Raw genomic sequence first — 19,228 nt, forward strand, 5'->3', positions numbered from 1 at the left:
ATGAAAAATATATATTTTAAAGCGGCTATATTTACTGCTCTTTCAATACTAACGATTTCGTCTTGTGTAAAGACAGATGATTACGACGTTCCAGAAATTAAATGTACCAATAAGTTTGGTGCTGCAAATCATAAGCTATCAGATCTTGTAGCTATTGCTAAGGCTAAACCTACTGCTGCCGATATTATCGCTGAAGATTATATCGTTGAAGCATATGTATCTTCAAGTGATGAATCAGGAAATATTTATAAGATCATGTTCCTTCAGGATAAGCCTGAAAACCCTACACAGGGTATAGAATTGGATATTGATGCAGGAAGCCAATATTTATCTTTTCCAACAGGAGCTTTGCTAAGAATTAATCTTAAGGGGCTTATTGTTCAGGGTTCTAATGGAAATATTAAAGTAGGGTCTTTTGATCCAAACTATGTGATTGGAAGAATTAGTCAGAATAAAGTTTCTGATTATGTAGCAAGAGTTTGTGATGGGCAAAAACCGGTAGTAGCCGTTATGAAGCCATTAGAATTTAATTCTATTGCAGAAGCCCTTAAAGATGGAGCTCACATCAATCAGCTTGTGAAAATTAAGAATGTTCAGTTTGAAGATGCTGAATTAACTAAAAACTTTGCTGACGATAATGCTACAGGTGACCGTTATATCACAGATAAAAAAGCAACGAGATTAGATCTTAGATTCAGTAATTTTGCAACCTTTGCAAAATCTCCAATCTCTCCTAAATATGAAAAAAGTGGTGATATCGTTCTTTGTCTGAGCCGTTATACAAGTCCATCTAACCCAACGACTACAACGTTTACAGAGCAGGCGTACATCAGAGATCTTGTTGATATGAACTTCCCTAATGACAGATTTAATCCAGGTGAGCCTGAAGCTCCTTCTGCTTCTGCGGTAAATCTTTTTGTGGGTGCTGATTTTGAAAACTGGCCGGCATTTATTGCAGGTATTGATCCAACTTTTGGAATTAAGCCTTATGCGACTCAAGGTACTCCAGGATATAAGAGTGCAAACTCGCTTCAGATCAAAGGAACTCCTGGTGGAAATGATTACGTATTTACTGCGTATGCCGGAGCTGGATTACCTGCTTCTCCAAAGAGAATAACAATGTATATTAAAGGTACGGCAACAGGAAAATCTCTTTCTTTCAACGTATATAAAACAACGGGCGCTCCAGCTCCAATCTTTAATGTATTCAACTTAGGGACATTTACTACAGGAGCTTCATTGAACGTAGAAGCTGCTAACTCTTACAATGGATCTATTAATACAAATGGACAATGGAGATTGGTAGAACTTAATCTTACAGGTTTAGATATTAATATTGCACAAGGAAAAAATATGTTTGCAATCAAAACCGGTACAGGTGGAAACTACGATATTCAGATTGATAATATCAGAATTGAGTAATTCTTCTCCTAAAGAGAGATTGTATAATTTCATTATAATTTAATAGAAGCCAGCCCTAATCGGGCTGGCTTCTTTATTATCAATAATCATGATTTCAACGAACGATTATTATATTTGTTAGGTATTGAGTGAGGTGATGTATCTATACCATTCCATGTATTTTATTCAGGATGAAACTTTTGAGACGGTTTCTTTTTTATATTATAATGTGAAAATTATAATGTCACAAATATTTTTATTTCCCGTATTTTAGTGATGAACTTATGTAGAGTTTAATGAAGAAAAAAAAACATGACAGAAATTCACAAACTGAAGAATATTCTCAATCATTTCTATCCGATAGTCGTAAGAAATATTACGATAATGGAGCCCGGTTGGGCCGCATTAGCATATAAAGTATATACAGATGACGGAAATCTGTTTTTTCTGAAGGTATATGATAAGAATAGACGTTCTATTGCCTATATTTTGGATTCGGTTCCTACCTATTTGTTTTTTATTGATTGGTTGAATTCGGATGCTCTTTTAAAAGGAAAGATTTCGAAACTGACTCATACCCATGACGGAGATATTAAAATAGAAGATGAAAACTATATTTACATTCTGATGGAATATATAGAAGGACATACTGTCGGAGAAAGACAGCTTACCGGGAAACAGATTAAGGAATTGGCTGATATAGTGGCTCGGCTTCACACAACACCACCTCCTGTATCTATCCATACAGAATCTATTACAGAAAAATTTCAGCTTTTATTTCTCAATACATTAAAAGAATGGCTGACTTCTGAGTTAGGAACATTGAAACCGGGTATTCAAGATGTTCTGATGCCGTTTCGTATCAGTCTGATTCGACAGATTGATGAATTGGAGGCCCGGAAAACAGAGCTTTCTGAAGGTAATTTTTCTTTTGTACTTTGCCATACAGATATCCATAACTGGAACATCATCGCAGATGAAAATAATATCCATCTTATAGATTGGGAAGGGATAAAATATGCACCTGCCGAAGCTGATATTTTTGGCTTTTATCAGGAAGCTTATTTCTTGGAATTCATGAAATGCTATCAGGATTTGCGTCCGTCTTATGAAATCAATATGGAATTGCTGAGATATTATATGATGAGTCGGCATATGACGGATCTATGGGAAGGAATAGAGCAGCTACAATTTGATCAATTATGTTCTGAAGAGTACATCAGCCAACTGAAAGGTTTGAAGGTTGTATGTGAAGAAAATGAAGCGTTTGTCAAACTATTCTAAAAAACAAAAACCACTACATTGGCAGTGGTTTTATATTACAAAATTATCTGTTTAAAAAGAAACTTCATTCACTTCTTTTCCTCGTTGGAAGTTCATCATTTTCTGGCTGCCTTTATAGGCTATACTTACCAGGTTGATTTGCTTCGGAAAAGCGCTTAAAAGGATCGTATTTTTTATCTTTAAGGTATTGATATCCGACACTCCTGCGGTTTCAAAATATACCCATACAGTTTCTCCGCTGATCTGACTTCCCGTGAAGGTAATTGTTTTGGGAGCACCATTGACAAATACATCAAAATTATTGTTCACATATTTTTTCACTTCAGCTTCAAATCCTGCTGTGTTAGGATTGATTTTAATAGCATCAGAGATATGGCTTGTATTCATTTTTGTGGTAAACTTCAATGTCTTGCTTCCATCAATATAATCCACTTTGGTCATTGAAGAGAAAAAGTCTACATACATAAAACTCATTAACACAAAAAATGTTAAAATTCCTGATATATATAAAAGTTTTTTCATCTTAATTAATAGATTTACAATCATACTTGCTAGTTATAGTTCACAAATAATATGCCAATTAAAAATTTACATTCACAGAATATTTATCATAGAAGCCTTTAATATGTGCTACAGCCTCGTCAGCAGTATCTACCACACGATAAAGATCAAGATCATCTTCTGCAATCATTCCTTCTTTTAACAAAGTTGCTTTGAACCAGTCTAATAATCCACCCCAGAATTCAGTTCCTACCAAAACAATGGGAAACTTACCAATTTTATTAGTTTGAATCAAAGTTAAAGCCTCAGTGAGCTCATCCAGTGTTCCGAAACCTCCAGGCATTACTACAAAACCTTGAGAATATTTTACAAACATTACCTTTCTTACGAAAAAGTAATCAAAGTTCATGGAATAAGATTTGTTGATGTAAGGATTAAAATGCTGTTCAAAAGGAAGGTCAATATTAAGTCCTATTGATTTCCCTTTAGCATTAAATGCTCCCTTATTTCCAGCTTCCATGATTCCTGGGCCACCACCGGTAATAATTCCAAAACCTAATTTGGTTATTTTCTCAGCAATTTCCACAGCCATCTCGTAGTATTTATTTTCCGGCTTCAAACGTGCTGAACCGAATATAGATACACATGGGCCTATTTTTGCCAGTTTTTCGTAACCATCCACAAATTCGGCCATGATTTTAAAAACCATCCAGCTGTCTTTGGTAATGGTTTCATCCCATGTTTTTTGTCTGAAGCTGTTATGTAACTTTGTTTCGTTACTATCTAATTCGGGGTTTACCAAGCTTTCATCCCTAATTCCATCCATTTCCATTGCAAAAATTATTTAAAATGTTTTTCGGCTTCTATTACAGACTCCGGTCTTCCAACATCTATAAGAATGCTGTCATGCAGAAAGCCATGTATATGTTCAGTCTGCATCAGATCCAAATATTCTTCCATAACAGAAAATTTGCCTTTTCTTTTTATTTTTTCAAAGATAACAGGGTTGATACAGTGAACGCCACTGAAAGCAAGAGCCTTAAACCCTTTATTGAACTCAGCAAGCCTCTGTTCACCCGTTTGTACATTCAGCCAACCTCTTAACACCCTATCATCATTGAAAAGTAGTTTTCTCGAACTTTCACGGTCCGATACTGCTAAAGTAGCAAAATCTTTTATTTTTTTGTGATACTTTACCAATTCATTAATATTGAGATCGGTTAAAATATCGGCATTTAAAATTAAAAAATCTTCTCCATGATCAAGAAATCTTCTGGCAAAAATCAAGCCGCCTCCGGTTTCCAGTAGTTCGTTGGTTTCATCGGAGATTTCAATCTTGCAGCCGAAGTTATCATTTTTATTTAAAAAATCAACAATCTGATCTCCAAAATGATGAATATTAATCACGAAATCTTTTATTCCGTATCCTTTTAGATAATTGATGTTTCTTTCTAAAAGGGGTATACCATTTACTTTTGCCAACGCTTTAGGATGATGATCTGTAAATGGCTTAAGCCTGGTGCCTTTTCCGGCAGCGAAAATAAGAGCCTTCATATAGTATGAGTAATAAGTGATGAATAATGAGTAATGTAATAGTGGTAAGCGAATATTACTAATTACTATTGTTCAGTTGAGGTTGTTCGTCGTGATGAATGGTTACTTCAGTGCCATTTGGGTATTTTTCTTTGATGAACTCCGCAATTTTTATAGCAGAATACACAGATCTGTGTTGTCCGCCTGTACATCCGAAATTGATCTGAAGATTTTCAAATCCTCTTTCCAGATAATCTTCAATATTAATGGATACAAGAGATTTTATCAATTCCAGGAATTTAGGCATTTCAGTTTTGGTTTCAAGATATTCCTGAACGCCGATATCATTTCCGGTTTGGATTTTATATTCTTCAATTCTTCCGGGGTTTAATATTCCTCTGCAGTCAAAGGCAAAACCGCCTCCGTTTCCTGAATGATCTTTTGGAATTCCTCCTTTTTTGTAAGAGAAACTATGGATGTCAATGTGTAGCATTTTCTTCTTTTTTATTTTTAAACCATTAAGGTATTTTACGGTAAGTTGTATTTGTTCTCAAAATACTATTTTATAATTCTTTTTATTTTAAAATAGTATCAATTTTTTTCTTAGTTTCTTGTAATGTTAATTGTTCTATAACCTTATTCAATTCCGGGTAATTTTTCATGTCTTCCCAGGAGGCTGCAAATTGGGTAATGTTTTGGATTCCTTTTTCAAGACTGCCTATAAAATGCTGTTTTCTTTGAATCAGACCTCTGAAACCGTAGGCTCCCAGAACCTGAAGGAATCTCATCATCTGAATTGGCTTAACTGAATTTTTTAGTTGATGTTGAATTTTTTGATCTTCAAATCGTTGAATATAGAAATCCAGCATTTCATTTTTAAAATTTTCCGGAAAATTGGCCTTAGCCTGAAAAAGGAATGAAATGACATCATACATTAAGGGACCTTTCATTGCCGACTGATAATCGATGAAAGAAACTTCATCTTTTTCATTCACCATAATATTCCTTGCCTGAAAATCTCGGATCATAATGCCCTTCGGCTCAAGGTTTTCTACTAAAGCTGCGATTTTTTTAAATTCCTTCAGTAAAGTAGATTTATTATATTCCAACTCCAGAACATCCGCAACAAAATTTTTAAAATAATATAGGTCATGAATCACAGGAAGCTCATCATAACTTTCATATTCAAAAGTTTTGGAAAAATCAATTTTCCCTTGTGTTTGAGCCTGTAGTCTGAAAAGCTTTTCAAGCGTTTGTTCTACTAAAGATTTTATACGGGGTGAGACATGTTCTTTTGCAATGATCTCTGACAAAGTTTGCGCCCCTAAAAATTCCTGAACATACATTTTCCTGTCTTCTGAGATGGTAAAAATAGCCGGAGTATTAAGTTTAAGTTCAGAAAAAACGTTAGAATAATAAAGAAAACTTTCATTTTCCGGAATATTTTCGTTGTAGGTGATGATGTATTTTTCAGTATCGGTTATGGCCAGAAAGTTGACCCTCGCAGAACCGCTTTGAGCTAATGTGATGAATTCAGTTGATTTTTTGCCAAGTTGGGTTTCAAAAAATCGATTTGCGTTTTCGGAAGTCATAATAATATAGAAACAAATATAGTAATTTAACATGAATAGTTTTAAGAAGGGAACAGTAAGCTGGAAGAGCCGAGAATGGTTGATGAAAATTAAGAGATAAAGTTTATTTTATGAACTTTTTTTGAATGATTTTGTGTAGTTTTTTTCTTATTTATCACTGAATAGTGTGTTTTTAACTTTCTGATTTAACTTTCTTGCTTCTCATTCAGGTTATTAGACTCTAATTTTTATCTTTGTAGTATGTTAAAGGACTTTAAGCCGGTATTAGGAATTTTACTGCGTTTCATCATTATTTATCTGGTGTTGCTCTTTGCGTATCAATTTTACTTGAATGCGAATAAGGATTCCGGTTTGGATCCATTTTCAGGTGTTATTGCCAATCAGGTGAGTGCCATACAGAATGTTTTGAGCTATCCTACTGAGCTTTACAATGATGTAAAGAATGAGCAGGTTTGGTTTTATGTACAAAAACAATATGTAACAAGAATGGTGGAAGGATGTAATGCTATCTCAGTCATGATTCTGTTTGTGTCATTTGTTTTTGCCTTTTATAAAGGATCTAAGACATTTGTTTTTGTGCTGGCAGGGTTGGTTTTACTTTATATCATGAATCTTTTAAGGATTGTAGGATTGAATATTGTGATGGCAGAACACAAGGAATATGGTAAAATGTTTCACGATTTTGTTTTCCCGGCAGTGATTTATGGGAGTGTGGTTTTGCTTTGGCTAATCTGGATTAAATTCTTTGCTTTAAAACATGAAAATTCTTAGTGGGCTTCTCGTTATTTTAGGAATCTGTGGTCTGATAGGGGTCAGAGTGATGGAAGATAAAATGTTTTATGATCCGTTTCTTGAATACTTCCATGAGGCCAATAAAAATATTAGTTTCCCAATATTTGAATGGGGAAAGTTAGTAGGTGGATATTTGTTTAGATTTATTCTTAATCTATTTTTTTCCTGCCTGATTATTCAGGGACTATTTAAAAATAAACAGTGGACGATACAGGGCGCTTTGATGATGGTGATTGTTTTTGCAATTGCTTTTCCTCTTTATCTGTTTTGTATTCAAAATAAATTTGAAATAGGATATCTCTTTTCCTTTTATATGAGAAGGTTTGTAATTCAGCCTTTAATTATATTGCTGATTGTTCCTATGTTTTATTACAGAAAACAAATGATAAAGAGTAGATAAGGCAAAGGATTTACTTGAATCTTTACTTTATTAACCATTGACCTTTGTATTCCTATTAATTATTCTACTGTATGTTTATCTACACTGGTTACATTTTCAGCGGTCCATTCCACCCTTTTTACGAAATCTTTTTGACGAACGGGACAGTTTTCAATCTGGCATACCGGACATGAAATAGGTTTACAGTCATCCATATGAAAATTGAACTCAATATTTCGTTTAATATTTTTAGCTAAGAGAATAATCACTTTTTCCATTTCATTGTGAGCATCCCTAAGGTCATAATACCAAGGCAGGGTGATATGAGCATCAATATGTAATGAGGCCCCAAACTGCTGGATCTTCATATTGTGAACATCAATCCATTCTGTATGTCTGTTGGCTTCGAGGATTCTGATGACCTGATGCAGTATTTCCGGATCCTGTTCATCCATAATACCACTCAATGATTTTCGAACGATTTTATAGCCTACAAATATGATATAGAGTCCAAATACTAAAGCAACAACAGAATCCAGCCAATAGATTTTAGTAAAGTAGACAACTACCAAACTGGCTACTACTCCTAGGGTAGTGATGGTATCAGACTGAAGGTGTTTTCCAGAAGAAATAAGAACCAATGAATTCTCTTTTTGCCCCTTCTTTATGGAAATGTAGCCCAAGAGATAATTGATAATGGCTGTGGCTGTAATGATCCAAATTCCCAAATCAATTTTGCTTAGCGTTTTTCCTACAATAAGGCTATGGATACCTTCATAAATAATCATCAGACCGGCAATGGCAATTAAAGCCCCTTCAATACCGGAAGTGACAAATTCAACCTTTCCATGGCCGTATGGATGGTCTTCATCCTTAGGTTTTGCGGCAAGATGAAGTGAATATAATCCCATAAATGCACTGATGACATTCACAATGCTTTCCATGGCATCGGAGAATACGGCATCGGAATTGGTAAGCTTCCAGGCAATAATCTTTCCAATGAAAAGGATAACTCCAAAGGCAGCAATGATCTTCTGGAATCCTATTTTATCTTTGTGGGTGTTCTTCTGTGTATTCATATTGTGTTTGATAAAAAAAAGAATCTCAATTCTGAGACTCTTTTTTATTTTGTTAGTTTATACTAAGTTGTTTGCTACAAGGTATTCTGCAATTTGTACAGCGTTTGTTGCTGCTCCTTTCCTCAGATTGTCTGCTACGATCCAAAGGTTGAGCGTTTTCGGCTGTGACAGGTCCCGTCTGATTCTTCCTACGAAGACTTCATCTTTTCCTTCTGAGTATAGAGGCATCGGGTAGTGGTTGTTTTTTACATCGTCCATTACTACCACTCCAGGAGTCTCAGATAAAATCTTTCTTACTTCGTCCAGTTCAAATTCGTTTTCAAATTCGATATTTACACTTTCTGAATGACCTCCCTGAACCGGAACTCTTACTGCAGTGGCCGTTAAATTGAAGGTGTCATCACCAAGAATTTTCTTAGGTTCTTTCATCAATTTAATTTCTTCTTTAGTATAATCATCCTCTGCAAATACATCGCAATGAGGCAATGCATTTTTGAAGATCTGATATGGATATACTTTAGCAGTAGAATCATCACCGCTGATCTCTCCGTTTAATTGGTCAACAGCTGCTTTACCTGTTCCTGTTACAGATTGATAGGTAGAAACAATCACTCTTTTTAAATCATATTTTTTGTTCAAAGGTCCTAAAACCATTACCAACTGAATGGTAGAACAGTTTGGATTTGCAATGATCTTGTCTTCTTTAGTCAATACATCTGCATTAATTTCAGGAACGACTAATTTTTTATCAGGATCCATTCTCCACGCTGAAGAGTTATCGATTACAGTTACTCCAGCTTCTGCAAATAAGGGAGCAAATTCAAGAGAAGTAGAACCTCCTGCAGAAAAGATAGCAATATCCGGTTTGGCAGCTATAGCGTCTTTCATGCTTACAATCGTAAATTCCTTCTGTTTATACTTCACCTTTTTACCTACAGATTTTTCGGAAGCTACCGGAATTAATTCTGTTACAGGGAAGTTCCTTTCTTCCAAAACTTTAAGCATAACTTGTCCAACCATTCCTGTTGAACCTACTACAGCTACTTTCATTGATTTAATTAAAAATTTAAGATTAAACTATTTATAAATTATAACTCATAATATATAATGTCATAATTGTATTTTAAGCCCCAAAGACTTTTACCCATGGGAACGCGAATGCAAATAAACCTACTGCGATTAATCCCATAATGGTAATCCCCAGAGAAATTGTATCGTTTGATTTTACTTTTTTATTAACGATCGTCATTAATACTGCCGCAATAAGCATAGAGAATGGATGTTCAACATATTGGAATCTTAATGCTGCATTTTTCATTACCTCACCCATATTCAATCCTCTGCTAAAAGTAGTAACCAACATTATGATTCCTATTAGAAACTGAACGTGGAAGAAGATCATTGTGAAAAGAGTGGTTTTCTTTAAAAACTTATTCACTTTTCCGCTGAAACCGAACATGGTAGCCAAAAGAGCAATGATAAATAATGCAACCAAAAGAAGCTCGAGATACCCAAAACCTTTATGGGCACTCAATAAAATCTTGTAAAAATCCATAATCCTATTTTTTTGTACACAAAGATAACAAAAATCCCGGCTCAAAGCCGGGATTCATATTTATAAAATCTAATATTGTGATAATTAGAAGTTGAATGATAGAGTTGCTGCCCAAGTTCTTCCGAATCCGAATAAAACACGGTTGTCAGTTGCAACACCTTTGTACATGTAGCCTAATTGCTCATAAGTTTTCTTAGCAGTGTTATTTGTTCCATCAGCTAATTTTGCAGGGGCATCAGATGACAGTACATTTGTTGATGCATCAGAAATATAGAATGTATCAAACAAGTTGTAAACGTTTGCTCCGATTGTGAAATACTGAGAAGCGTCTTTTAACTTGATTTTGTATGAAATACCTAAGTCAAATAGATTGAAGTCTGGTAATTGTAGTACTCCTTTATCCTGTGCTGCCTGATTAGAGAAAGTAGCAATATCAATAGATGAATATACTTTTCCTACGTATCTCCATGTTCCAAAGATACTAAGATCTTTTACAGGTTTAACGGTAGCCCCTAATGAAGCTGTCATTTGAGGAATACTGTTATTGCTTGTTCCTCCTACTTTTACTTTGTCTAGGTAAAGAGTAGATGCGCTTGCCGTTGAAGATCCTGATAATGTAAGAGGATTGTTGTTGTCATCAAATGCAGATCCGGTAGCATTTCCTTTGTAGTAGTAGTCACCCCAAGAGAACATTCCCTGGAATTCTAAGAAACTTGTAGGCTTATAAACTGCATCAAATTCAACTCCCTGGTGAATTTCAGTAATCCCACTGATTTCAGCATATCCTGTAGTCGTTGAATTGTCAGCTAATGTAAATGTTTGGTTAGTTCTTCTTAGCCATCTGTCTCTCCATTCAGTTCTGTACACGTTAAGGTTTGCACTGAATTTAGGAGATCTGAAACCATATCCAACTTCAGCAGAGAAGATTTTCTCATTAGTTAAGCTTGGGTTTACAACCTGGAAGTTACTTGGGTACACAGAGTTCATGAATGGCTGCTTGCTGTAGTAACCAATGTTAGCAAATACATTGTTGTGATCATCAATGTTATAGTTGGCACCCCCTTTAATATTATATCCGAAAAGATTTTTGAATCCGGTTTTTGTATTAACAATTTGTCCTTGTTGTTTAGTTACTCCATCTTGAACGAAGTTATCAATTCTTTGATATCCTTGGTTAGAAACGGATCCCTGAAGGAATGCTGATAATTTATCTTTAGTATATTCAACCTGACCGAATGCACTGTACCAGATAACTTCTCCGTCGTTGCTATATCCGATTTGTTCATTTAAAGGAGCTGTTTTTCCTCCTAGTGGATTCCATGCAAGCTGCTTATAATCATATCCTCTTGATGGTGTGTAAGGTGGAACATTATTATTTAGAATCTCTCTATATCCTCTTGCTCCATATAGATCAGAAACTACTTGATAGTGATAACCGTAGTAATATCTGTCATCTGTACCGATTGAGAAATTCCAGTTGTCATTAACTTTGTGCTGGAAGTTTGCTAAGATACCATACCAGTTGTGAGAGTTGATACTTGATCTTCTGATAATACCGTCTCTTACCTGATATTGTTTTCCATTAGCAGGATTAGTCACCATGTAAGGGTTACCAGCTGCAGGTAAAGTACTGTTTAAAGCAAAGATTTGGTTGTAGTCATATGTTCCGTCTGCTCTTCGGTACGAGTTGATGTTGTTTGTTGAAGGGGTACCATTACTGTTGAATTTCCCGTTCCAGAAGCTTCCAAGATCTCCTGTTCCACCACCTCTACCATTAGACATGTATAAAACAGTACTTAACTTTGATTTTTCACTCATTGTCCAGTCCCAGTTCAACATCATTACTGGCTTCGAGTAATAGTTTGCTCTGTTTGCAATTGGAGTTCTTGATCCATCTGGATTTACGTAATATCCCCAGTCAGAGTTATAGGTTCTGTCAGGAGTGTTATCGCGATCTGGATTATAGTTGATGTAATCCTTGATGAAAGGAGAATACGTTCTTTGATCGTGCCATTGAGGAGATCCTGTAATGGTGAATTGGAAATTGTGTTTTTTGTTTGGTTCCCAACCTAGAGCAAAGAAGTAAGCATAGGATTCATAATCTGTATTTTGAATGTATGTGCTTCCAGCCTGTCTGCTCATTAGGAATGAAGAAGACCAACCTTTTTCTGATTTACCTGTATTATAAGCGAAAGATGTTTTTAAGAAGTCATTGTTACCAACTCCTAATCTAACAACACCTCCTTTTTTCATATCTGCAGATCTTGTAAGGAAGTTCATTGTCCCTCCTACAGAAGCAATCGCTAATTTAGAAGAACCAAGTCCTCTTTGTATCTGCATCGTGCTTGTTACATCTGATAAACCTGTCCAGTTTGACATGTAAACAGTACCTCCTTCCATGTCATTTACAGGCATACCGTTTACCATTACTGCGATGTTTCTTGATTCGAATCCTCTGATTACAATTTGAGAGTCTCCGAAACCACCACCTCCTTTAGTAGCATATACAGAAGGTGTTGTGTTTAAAATTTCAACAAGTTCCTGATTTCCTTGTCTTTCAAGAATTTGTGCTGCTTTAATGGTAGAAACAGCTACAGGTGTTTTTCTATCTTTAGCGATATCTGTAACACCTTTTAAGATTACCTCTTCAATGTCTTTAGACTTAGCTTGCACTGTGTCCTTGCCTTGTTGAGCGTAATAAACACTAGCTGTAGATAAAGTAATTACCGCAGTTAGTATTGATTTGTTGATTAATTTCATAATCGTTAGTAATAATTAGATTTAATTTTCTGCAAAATTCGCAAAATATATTTTAACTATTATTAACTCAATGTTAATTTTTAATCAGTCTTAATAATGTTAAATGTCTGGTTGTTAGCAAAATGGCTAAAAAGCGACTTTTTATATGAAAAAAGTCATGTTATTGAATTTTTAATAAAGAGGGTGTGTTTTTGTTAAAAATTCAACGCTATTTCACTGCTTTGAGACTCAAATCTATATTCTCAGCCGAGTGTGTTAAAGCCCCTACAGAAATGTACGTAACGCCTGTAGATGCAATTTCTTTAAGCATATCACGGGTAATTCCGCCAGATGCTTCAGACTCAGTAGAACCATTTATCATTTTCACAGCTTTCTTCATGGTTTTAACATCCATGTTATCAAGCATGATTCTGTCAACTTTTGCATTGATAGCTTCCTGAACTTCTTCCAGATTTCTGGTTTCAACTTCAATTTTTAACTTTTTCTTCGTCTTTTTAACGTAATCTTTGGCCATTTTTACTGCATTGGTAATGCTTCCATTATAGTCGATATGGTTGTCTTTAAGCATAATCATATCATAAAGACCATATCTGTGGTTGGTTCCGCCACCAATAGCTACAGCCCATTTTTCACACATTCTAAAGTTTGGAGTCGTTTTTCTGGTATCTAAAAGTTTGGTTTTTGTTCCTACCAATCTTGAATCCCAGTCATGAGTAAGCGTTGCAATACCACTCATTCTCTGCATACAGTTAAGAACAAATCTTTCTGTAGAAAGGATGGATCTTGCACTTCCGGTTACAAGAAGAGCTACGTCTCCTACCTTACAAGGAGTTCCATCTTTAATGAAAGTTTCCACCTTAAGTTTTTTATCAAAAGCTTTAAAAATGATTTCTGCTAATTCTACGCCTGCAAGGATGCAGTCTTGTTTTACCAGTAACTTAGCACTTTGCTGAAGATTTTCGGGAATTGTAGAAAGGGTAGAGTGGTCTCCATCCTGGATATCTTCTTCAAGCGCATTTTTTATAAATGTTTTTAATGCTTTATCTGTAACGTAGGCTGGTCTTTTCATTTGTTATATTTTTTAATAATATCTGGATAAACCTTTTCCGAATAGTAAGTCGTGTATGATAAATAGAATAACAATCTCATGATTTTTAGCTTCTATTTTTTCAAATTCAATATAATCTTGAATAGAAGTATTGTGTTGGTTTATTCCTCTGTATTCTAATACTTCTGTAGTGAATCTTCCTTCTCTTTTTATATAGAAATCCCATTTAAAGTTATCCCAGTCGTATTCTTGTGTAAAATAACGGATTTTATTTTTATTAAAAGCTAAAACAGGATGTGTGGAATTATTGATATAATAATAGGTTAAAGATAAATTGTTGTCTTTTATAAATTCTTCAATATCAATGTCAATTGGTTTAGAGGGAATTTTTTGTCTCGAAATTCCTAAAACATTGCAAATTATTTTTAAAACTAAAGGATATTTGGATTTTGAAATAAAATATTTTCTTATCCCTATATTGATGCCATACCCTGCTGCAATTGCCAGAGGAAATGCTGCGAGGAATAATGATATTTGTACCGAATCATTTAGATTTTTTCTGAATACTGAAAGGATAAATATAAAACTGAATGCAAGGAAGGCAATAATGACCTTTCTTGAATAAAACAAAATGTTTATTTCTGTTGTTATATCTAAGTTTGTAATCTTCATCAGATGAGGTTTACGCTAAATCTTTATTGTAAAATGCTCCTTTGTTTTCTTTCATTTCCATAGATTGGGTAATGATGAGATGAGCAACAGTAGTCAGGTTTCTCAGTTCTGATAATTGTGGAGAAAGAATAGAGTAGTGGTAGATTTCATTCACAGCAGCTGCAATTTCCTGGTGTTTTTGTAACGCCATAGTTAAACGTCTGTTACTTCTCACAATTCCTACAAGGTCGCTCATCATTTCCTGAAGTTGTTTTCTCAGGTAGCTAACGATGACCATTTCATCCATGATCTTCATTCCTTCTTCATTCCACTCCGGAACTGCTTTTAAATCATCAAAGTTAAATAGGTTTTCATTAAGAAGAGACACTGTTTTCATGGCGGCATTATGTCCAAAGACTAATCCTTCCAGCAATGAGTTTGAAGCTAATCTGTTGGCTCCATGTAATCCAGAATTCGTACATTCTCCGACTGCAAAAAGATTTCTGATGGAAGATTGTCCGTCTCTATCCACTTCAATACCGCCCATCAAGTAATGACAGGCAGGAACTACAGGAATTAATTGAGTGAACGGATCAATTCCTTCGTCTTTACATTTTTTATAAATATTCGGGAAATGTTCAAGGAATTTTTCCTGATTCATCTCACGACAATCCAGTCCTACGTATTCGTCTCCCAAAATTTTCATTTCGTTATCAATAGCTCTGGCTACAATGTCTCTGGAGGCTAATTCTTCGCGTTCATCATATTTTTGCATGAACTTTTCACCTCTTTTGGTTCTTAATTTGGCGCCATCTCCCCGCACTGCTTCGGAAATAAGGAAAAGCATTCCGTCAATCTTATTGTACAGAGCGGTAGGGTGAAACTGATAATACTGCATATTAGAAACCTTTCCTTTTGCACGGGCTACGAAAGCAATTCCATCTCCTGTTGCAATGGTAGGATTGGTTGTGTTTTTATAAACATGTCCGGCACCTCCTGTGGCAGCCAGTGTAATTTTAGAGGTTATTTTTTTGATGGTTTTGGATTTTTCATCCAAAATATAAGCACCATAGCAATGAATATCTCCTTCATTAAGTTCTTTTCCCGGAACGTGGTGCTGGGTAATGATGTCAATTACATAGTGATGGTCTAGAATTTCAATATTTGGGCTGCTATTAGCCGTTTCCAAGAGGGCTCTTTCAATTTCAAAGCCTGTAATATCTTTATGATGGACGATTCTGTTTTCGGTATGGCCCCCTTCTCTTCCCAGGGCAAATTTGCCATTTTTCATATCGAATTGAGCACCCCATTCTACAATTTCATTGAATCTTGCAGGAGCTTCCTTGACTACCATTTCTACAACATCACGCTTGTTTTCCCCGTCTCCGGCACGCATGGTGTCTTCTATATGTTTTTCAAAATTGTCTTTCTGAAAGTCGGTGACTACAGCAAGACCGCCTTGTGCGTATTTGGTATTGCTTTCATCTTCATCAGACTTTGTTACAATGATGATTTTGGCATCAGGGAGTTGTTCAGAAACTTTAATGGCATAAGAAAGTCCGGAAATTCCGGAACCGATTACTAATACATCCGCTTTTATCATGTGCTTGCTTTAGATACAATCATTTAAATATTAAATAAATTTAAACAATTTTTCGTTTGGTTTTCTTACTTTTTTCATGTGTTGGAAGTAGTCTTCCTCAGAACGGTAGCCTAAAGCGAGGGTAACGGTTACTTTTTCTGTTTCAGGATTGATGTTTAGAATTTCTTCTATCATATCCTGTCTGAAGCCTTCCATGGGGCATGAGTCTATGTTTTCAATAGCAGCAGCGTACATCAGGTTGGCTAAAACGATATAAGACTGCTTTTCTGCCCAGTTAAAAATTTCATCCAGTGTTTTTTGATTAATATGCTGATTGATACTGTTCTTGAATGGAACGAGTTGCTCAAGTGGAGTTTCTCTTACTTCCGATATATGTTTAAAATATCCTTTGATATAATTTTCTTCAATGATCTTTTTCGAAACAATTACAACAAGATGAGAGCATGTGGAAATCTGGGATGGGTTATAAAAAGCAGGAATTAACTTTTGTTTCATTTCTTCACTTTCAACAATGATAATCTTATAGGGTTGAAGCCCCAAAGAACTTGCAGACAGCTTTCCTGACTCAAGAATGTTGTGAAGAGTTTCCTGAGGAATAATTTGATTATTAAATTTTTTCACAGAATATCTTCTGTTTAAAGCCTCCAAATAATTCATAGCACAAATTTAAGAATTGAATATGAATAAAGGGCCTTTAAAATGAAATATATCCTCTTAATTTCATACAAAAAAATCACCCCGCTATGCGGAGTGACTCTTTTAATATGAATGATAAACGTGATTAATTTCTATTTTTAACAATAATCCACCCTGCGAAGTTGATAGGAGTAATCTTGTTATTGTTATTTTCATTCCATGAGACAGAATACCAGTAACTTCCTGTAGGAACTCTTCTTCCGTTAGCTGTACCATTCCATCTGTATCCATTCGTTTTATCTGCCTTGAAGACCTGTAAGCCATACCTGTCGTAAATATTAACTTCAAAATTAGGTTTAACAGCCAATGCAGAATAGTCAATAAAGTCATTGATGCCGTCATCATTAGGGGTAATGATATTAATGAGGTTAGGTACAGTGATATTAACGGTAATAGGTTCGCAGTTATAGTTGTCTTTTACGTATATTTTAGCAATTCCTCTTGGTATATTGGTGAATACATTGGAATCCTGCCAAACAATATTATCCATTGAATATTGATAAGGAGGCATTCCCCCGTTTACGTGTACTGTGACAGATCCTCCTGAAATATCTACACTTGAAATGACAGGGCTTTCTGCTGGAATTACAGTTACTGTCTGTGTAGTGATGCATTCTCCGGTTTTTAGTTTTACCCAATAGATACCGACACCAACATTTTTAATAGACTGCGTGGTGGCTCCAGTGCTCCATTCATAACTTTTAAATCCTGGGCCGGCATCCAGTGTTGTTTTGCTTTCCATACAGATGATTTTGTCTTTTAAAACTCTGGATGGAGCCGGAGGATTAACTTTTAGAGTGAGTTTAGCGATTGAAAAGCATCCGGTTGCATTGAAAACTTTGACATAGGCAACTCCATTGGGAGCAATATATGCACCCGGATTAGTTATTTCGTTTGTTCCATTAAGTGCGTCGGTTAATGATGGGTAATATTTTTTTGTAAACGCAGCCGGATTTGGAATAACACTAGCATTAATAAGATTAAAAGAGGCGGTCAATGGATTGCTTTCTATAAAACATGATTCTATTTGAACATCATAAACAGTTATAACTGGATGGGTGTTCAGTGTGATTTTAGCTGTGCTTACGCAGCCCTGTGCTGTAATTACCCTTACATAAATGATACCTGGTGGAGAAACGTAAGCTGAGGGGTTGGTAATCTGATTGGTGCTGGCATTCAGGTCATGTATACTTGGATAGAATTCTTTAGTAACACCTGTTACGGTCGTAACAGCAGCTGAATTGAGATCAAAAATGCCAACTCCTCCATTATTGTTGTTACATTCTGTAAGGCTAGCATCAGTTGCTGCAAACGGGGTAGGGTCTAACTGGATGATTCCGTCTCCGTTATCACAAAGGGTTGAGGTGGGATCTTTAACAACTACTTTTATAGTAGTGTTTCCTGTATACTGAAAGCTAGTAGGACTGGCAATGGGTGTGGCAGATCCTAAGATGTAATAAGTGAAAATATAATTTCCGGGATTATTTACAAATTGTGTATTATATGAAGTAAGGTCAACGGTTCCGCTTCCTGTTGCAGGATTGGTGCAAACAAAAGGTTTTAAAGTATTGTTTAAAATAGGAACTTTATCTACAAAAACCTTGGCATTTTGGATGGAGTGTCGGGCGCTGGCTCCTCCTGTTGCTGCTGAAAAACCAAAATATCCCTGTGTCATTCCTACCGCATTCCCGGAAGGAGCAAATGACTGATCGGCAATAAGTACCCCGTCTATCTTAATTTTAATGATCCAGTTGGTAGGATTGGTGAGATCTGTTTCTCCGTTTACTTCAACGTGTCTGTAAGTATTGCCTACAAAAGGTTGAGTGGGATTCAGATCAGGAGAGTGGAATGTACTTCCCGGAGTATTATTGAATTCTATATTATTGCCAGCAGTATTGTTGGTGCCATATAAAACATGTACTTTACTCATCTGGCCTTCTGTAGTATTATTAAAAATATCAAAGCCTACCATAAGTCCTGATGCATTGGCTGGAATTCCAAGGCCTCCTCCTGACACAAATCCTGTTGGAGGGTTGGCTAAATACCAGAATGTAAAACCGTCTCCACGTCCAAACTGTGTTGTTCCGTTTCCATCAATTCTGAAATCAAATTCAACCTTCCATTTATCACAATAGCTTAGGGTGATGGGGGTGGATAATTTTATGGCTCCATACTTGCTTGTTTGGTCGGTGGTAAGTCTTATAAAATCTCCGCTTACAATAGCATCTGAAACAAGATCCCAGCCTGTAGTATTTACCGGATTTCCGCTAAGCTGATAGGTTTGAGAGTGAGTTTTTTCTGGAAGGCAGAGTAAGATGCCCAGCATAAAAAAGAGTAGAGTTTTTTTCATATGA

18 protein-coding genes are annotated in these 19,228 nt (G+C 35.6%); 4 read left to right on the forward strand and 14 right to left on the reverse strand.

Annotated features, from left to right (window positions below; translation table 11 throughout):
• Window positions 1-1,422: a DUF5689 domain-containing protein gene (locus EL260_RS02280; RefSeq protein WP_123858668.1), complete on the forward strand. Its 1,422-nt coding sequence runs from the start codon at window positions 1-3 to the stop codon at window positions 1,420-1,422.
• A 291-nt stretch (window positions 1,423-1,713) separates the two neighbouring features.
• The gene (locus EL260_RS02285; RefSeq protein ID WP_123858669.1) at window positions 1,714-2,685 is read left to right on the forward strand and encodes a phosphotransferase enzyme family protein; all 972 of its coding nucleotides are present in this window, start codon (window positions 1,714-1,716) and stop codon (window positions 2,683-2,685) included.
• A gap of 51 nt (window positions 2,686-2,736) precedes the next feature.
• On the opposite strand, the gene EL260_RS02290 is transcribed toward EL260_RS02285, so the two are convergent.
• The 5 genes from EL260_RS02290 to EL260_RS02310 all read right to left on the reverse strand — a co-directional run bounded on the left by EL260_RS02290 (window position 2,737) and on the right by EL260_RS02310 (window position 6,311).
• Window positions 2,737-3,207: a DUF6702 family protein gene (locus EL260_RS02290; RefSeq protein ID WP_228445283.1), complete on the reverse strand. Its 471-nt coding sequence runs from the start codon at window positions 3,205-3,207 to the stop codon at window positions 2,737-2,739.
• Between the two features lie 58 nt (window positions 3,208-3,265).
• On the reverse strand, window positions 3,266-4,018 hold the full coding sequence (locus tag EL260_RS02295) for an LOG family protein (protein ID WP_123858671.1): 753 nt from the start codon (window positions 4,016-4,018) through the stop codon (window positions 3,266-3,268).
• An 8-nt stretch (window positions 4,019-4,026) separates the two neighbouring features.
• Entirely contained in the window at window positions 4,027-4,740 is a 714-nt protein-coding gene (locus EL260_RS02300; protein WP_123858672.1) for a nucleotidyltransferase family protein, read from the reverse strand.
• Between the two features lie 58 nt (window positions 4,741-4,798).
• Window positions 4,799-5,212 (reverse strand): RapZ C-terminal domain-containing protein, encoded by a 414-nt coding sequence (locus tag EL260_RS02305; RefSeq protein ID WP_123858673.1) that lies wholly within the window; start codon window positions 5,210-5,212, stop codon window positions 4,799-4,801.
• A gap of 82 nt (window positions 5,213-5,294) precedes the next feature.
• Window positions 5,295-6,311 carry an aminoglycoside phosphotransferase family protein gene (locus EL260_RS02310; RefSeq protein ID WP_123860641.1) on the reverse strand — a complete coding sequence of 339 codons (1,017 nt, stop codon included), beginning with the start codon at window positions 6,309-6,311 and terminating at the stop codon, window positions 5,295-5,297.
• Window positions 6,312-6,551: 240 nt separating this feature from the next.
• Between EL260_RS02310 and xrtF the strand changes: the two genes are divergently transcribed.
• Together xrtF and EL260_RS02320 are read left to right on the forward strand one after the other, a co-directional pair.
• Window positions 6,552-7,082: an exosortase family protein XrtF gene (gene xrtF / locus EL260_RS02315; protein ID WP_123858674.1), complete on the forward strand. Its 531-nt coding sequence runs from the start codon at window positions 6,552-6,554 to the stop codon at window positions 7,080-7,082.
• Window positions 7,069-7,503: an exosortase F system-associated membrane protein gene (locus EL260_RS02320; RefSeq protein WP_123858675.1), complete on the forward strand. Its 435-nt coding sequence runs from the start codon at window positions 7,069-7,071 to the stop codon at window positions 7,501-7,503. The genes xrtF and EL260_RS02320 overlap by 14 nt, the downstream gene beginning before the upstream one ends.
• A 59-nt stretch (window positions 7,504-7,562) precedes the next feature.
• Here the strand turns inward: EL260_RS02320 and EL260_RS02325 are convergent, their stop codons facing one another.
• The 9 genes from EL260_RS02325 to EL260_RS02365 form a co-directional block, all read right to left on the reverse strand.
• Entirely contained in the window at window positions 7,563-8,561 is a 999-nt protein-coding gene (locus EL260_RS02325; protein WP_123858676.1) for a cation diffusion facilitator family transporter, read from the reverse strand.
• A gap of 57 nt (window positions 8,562-8,618) precedes the next feature.
• Complete coding sequence (locus EL260_RS02330) at window positions 8,619-9,611, reverse strand: aspartate-semialdehyde dehydrogenase (protein ID WP_123858677.1); 993 nt, start codon at window positions 9,609-9,611, stop codon at window positions 8,619-8,621.
• Window positions 9,612-9,684: 73 nt separating this feature from the next.
• Entirely contained in the window at window positions 9,685-10,116 is a 432-nt protein-coding gene (locus EL260_RS02335; protein WP_123858678.1) for a hypothetical protein, read from the reverse strand.
• Between the two features lie 84 nt (window positions 10,117-10,200).
• A complete protein-coding gene (locus tag EL260_RS02340) occupies window positions 10,201-12,876 on the reverse strand; it encodes a TonB-dependent receptor (RefSeq protein WP_123858679.1) in 2,676 nt (891 codons plus the stop codon).
• A gap of 208 nt (window positions 12,877-13,084) precedes the next feature.
• The gene (gene nadC / locus EL260_RS02345) at window positions 13,085-13,945 is read right to left on the reverse strand and encodes a carboxylating nicotinate-nucleotide diphosphorylase (protein WP_123858680.1); all 861 of its coding nucleotides are present in this window, start codon (window positions 13,943-13,945) and stop codon (window positions 13,085-13,087) included.
• Between the two features lie 12 nt (window positions 13,946-13,957).
• Window positions 13,958-14,596, reverse strand: a complete 639-nt coding sequence (locus tag EL260_RS02350) for a hypothetical protein (RefSeq protein ID WP_123858681.1) — start codon at window positions 14,594-14,596, stop codon at window positions 13,958-13,960.
• 10 nt (window positions 14,597-14,606) lie between these two features.
• Window positions 14,607-16,178: an L-aspartate oxidase gene (gene nadB / locus EL260_RS02355; RefSeq protein ID WP_123858682.1), complete on the reverse strand. Its 1,572-nt coding sequence runs from the start codon at window positions 16,176-16,178 to the stop codon at window positions 14,607-14,609.
• A gap of 30 nt (window positions 16,179-16,208) precedes the next feature.
• Window positions 16,209-16,835, reverse strand: coding sequence for an NAD(P)H-dependent oxidoreductase (locus EL260_RS02360; RefSeq protein ID WP_123858683.1), 627 nt, complete (start codon window positions 16,833-16,835; stop codon window positions 16,209-16,211).
• A 124-nt stretch (window positions 16,836-16,959) separates the two neighbouring features.
• Window positions 16,960-19,224, reverse strand: a complete 2,265-nt coding sequence (locus tag EL260_RS02365; protein WP_123858684.1) for a T9SS type B sorting domain-containing protein — start codon at window positions 19,222-19,224, stop codon at window positions 16,960-16,962.
• Window positions 19,225-19,228: the final 4 nt, after the last annotated feature.

It is taken from the genome of Chryseobacterium nakagawai, from assembly GCF_900637665.1.
Classification (GTDB): Bacteria; Bacteroidota; Bacteroidia; order Flavobacteriales; family Weeksellaceae; genus Chryseobacterium; species Chryseobacterium nakagawai.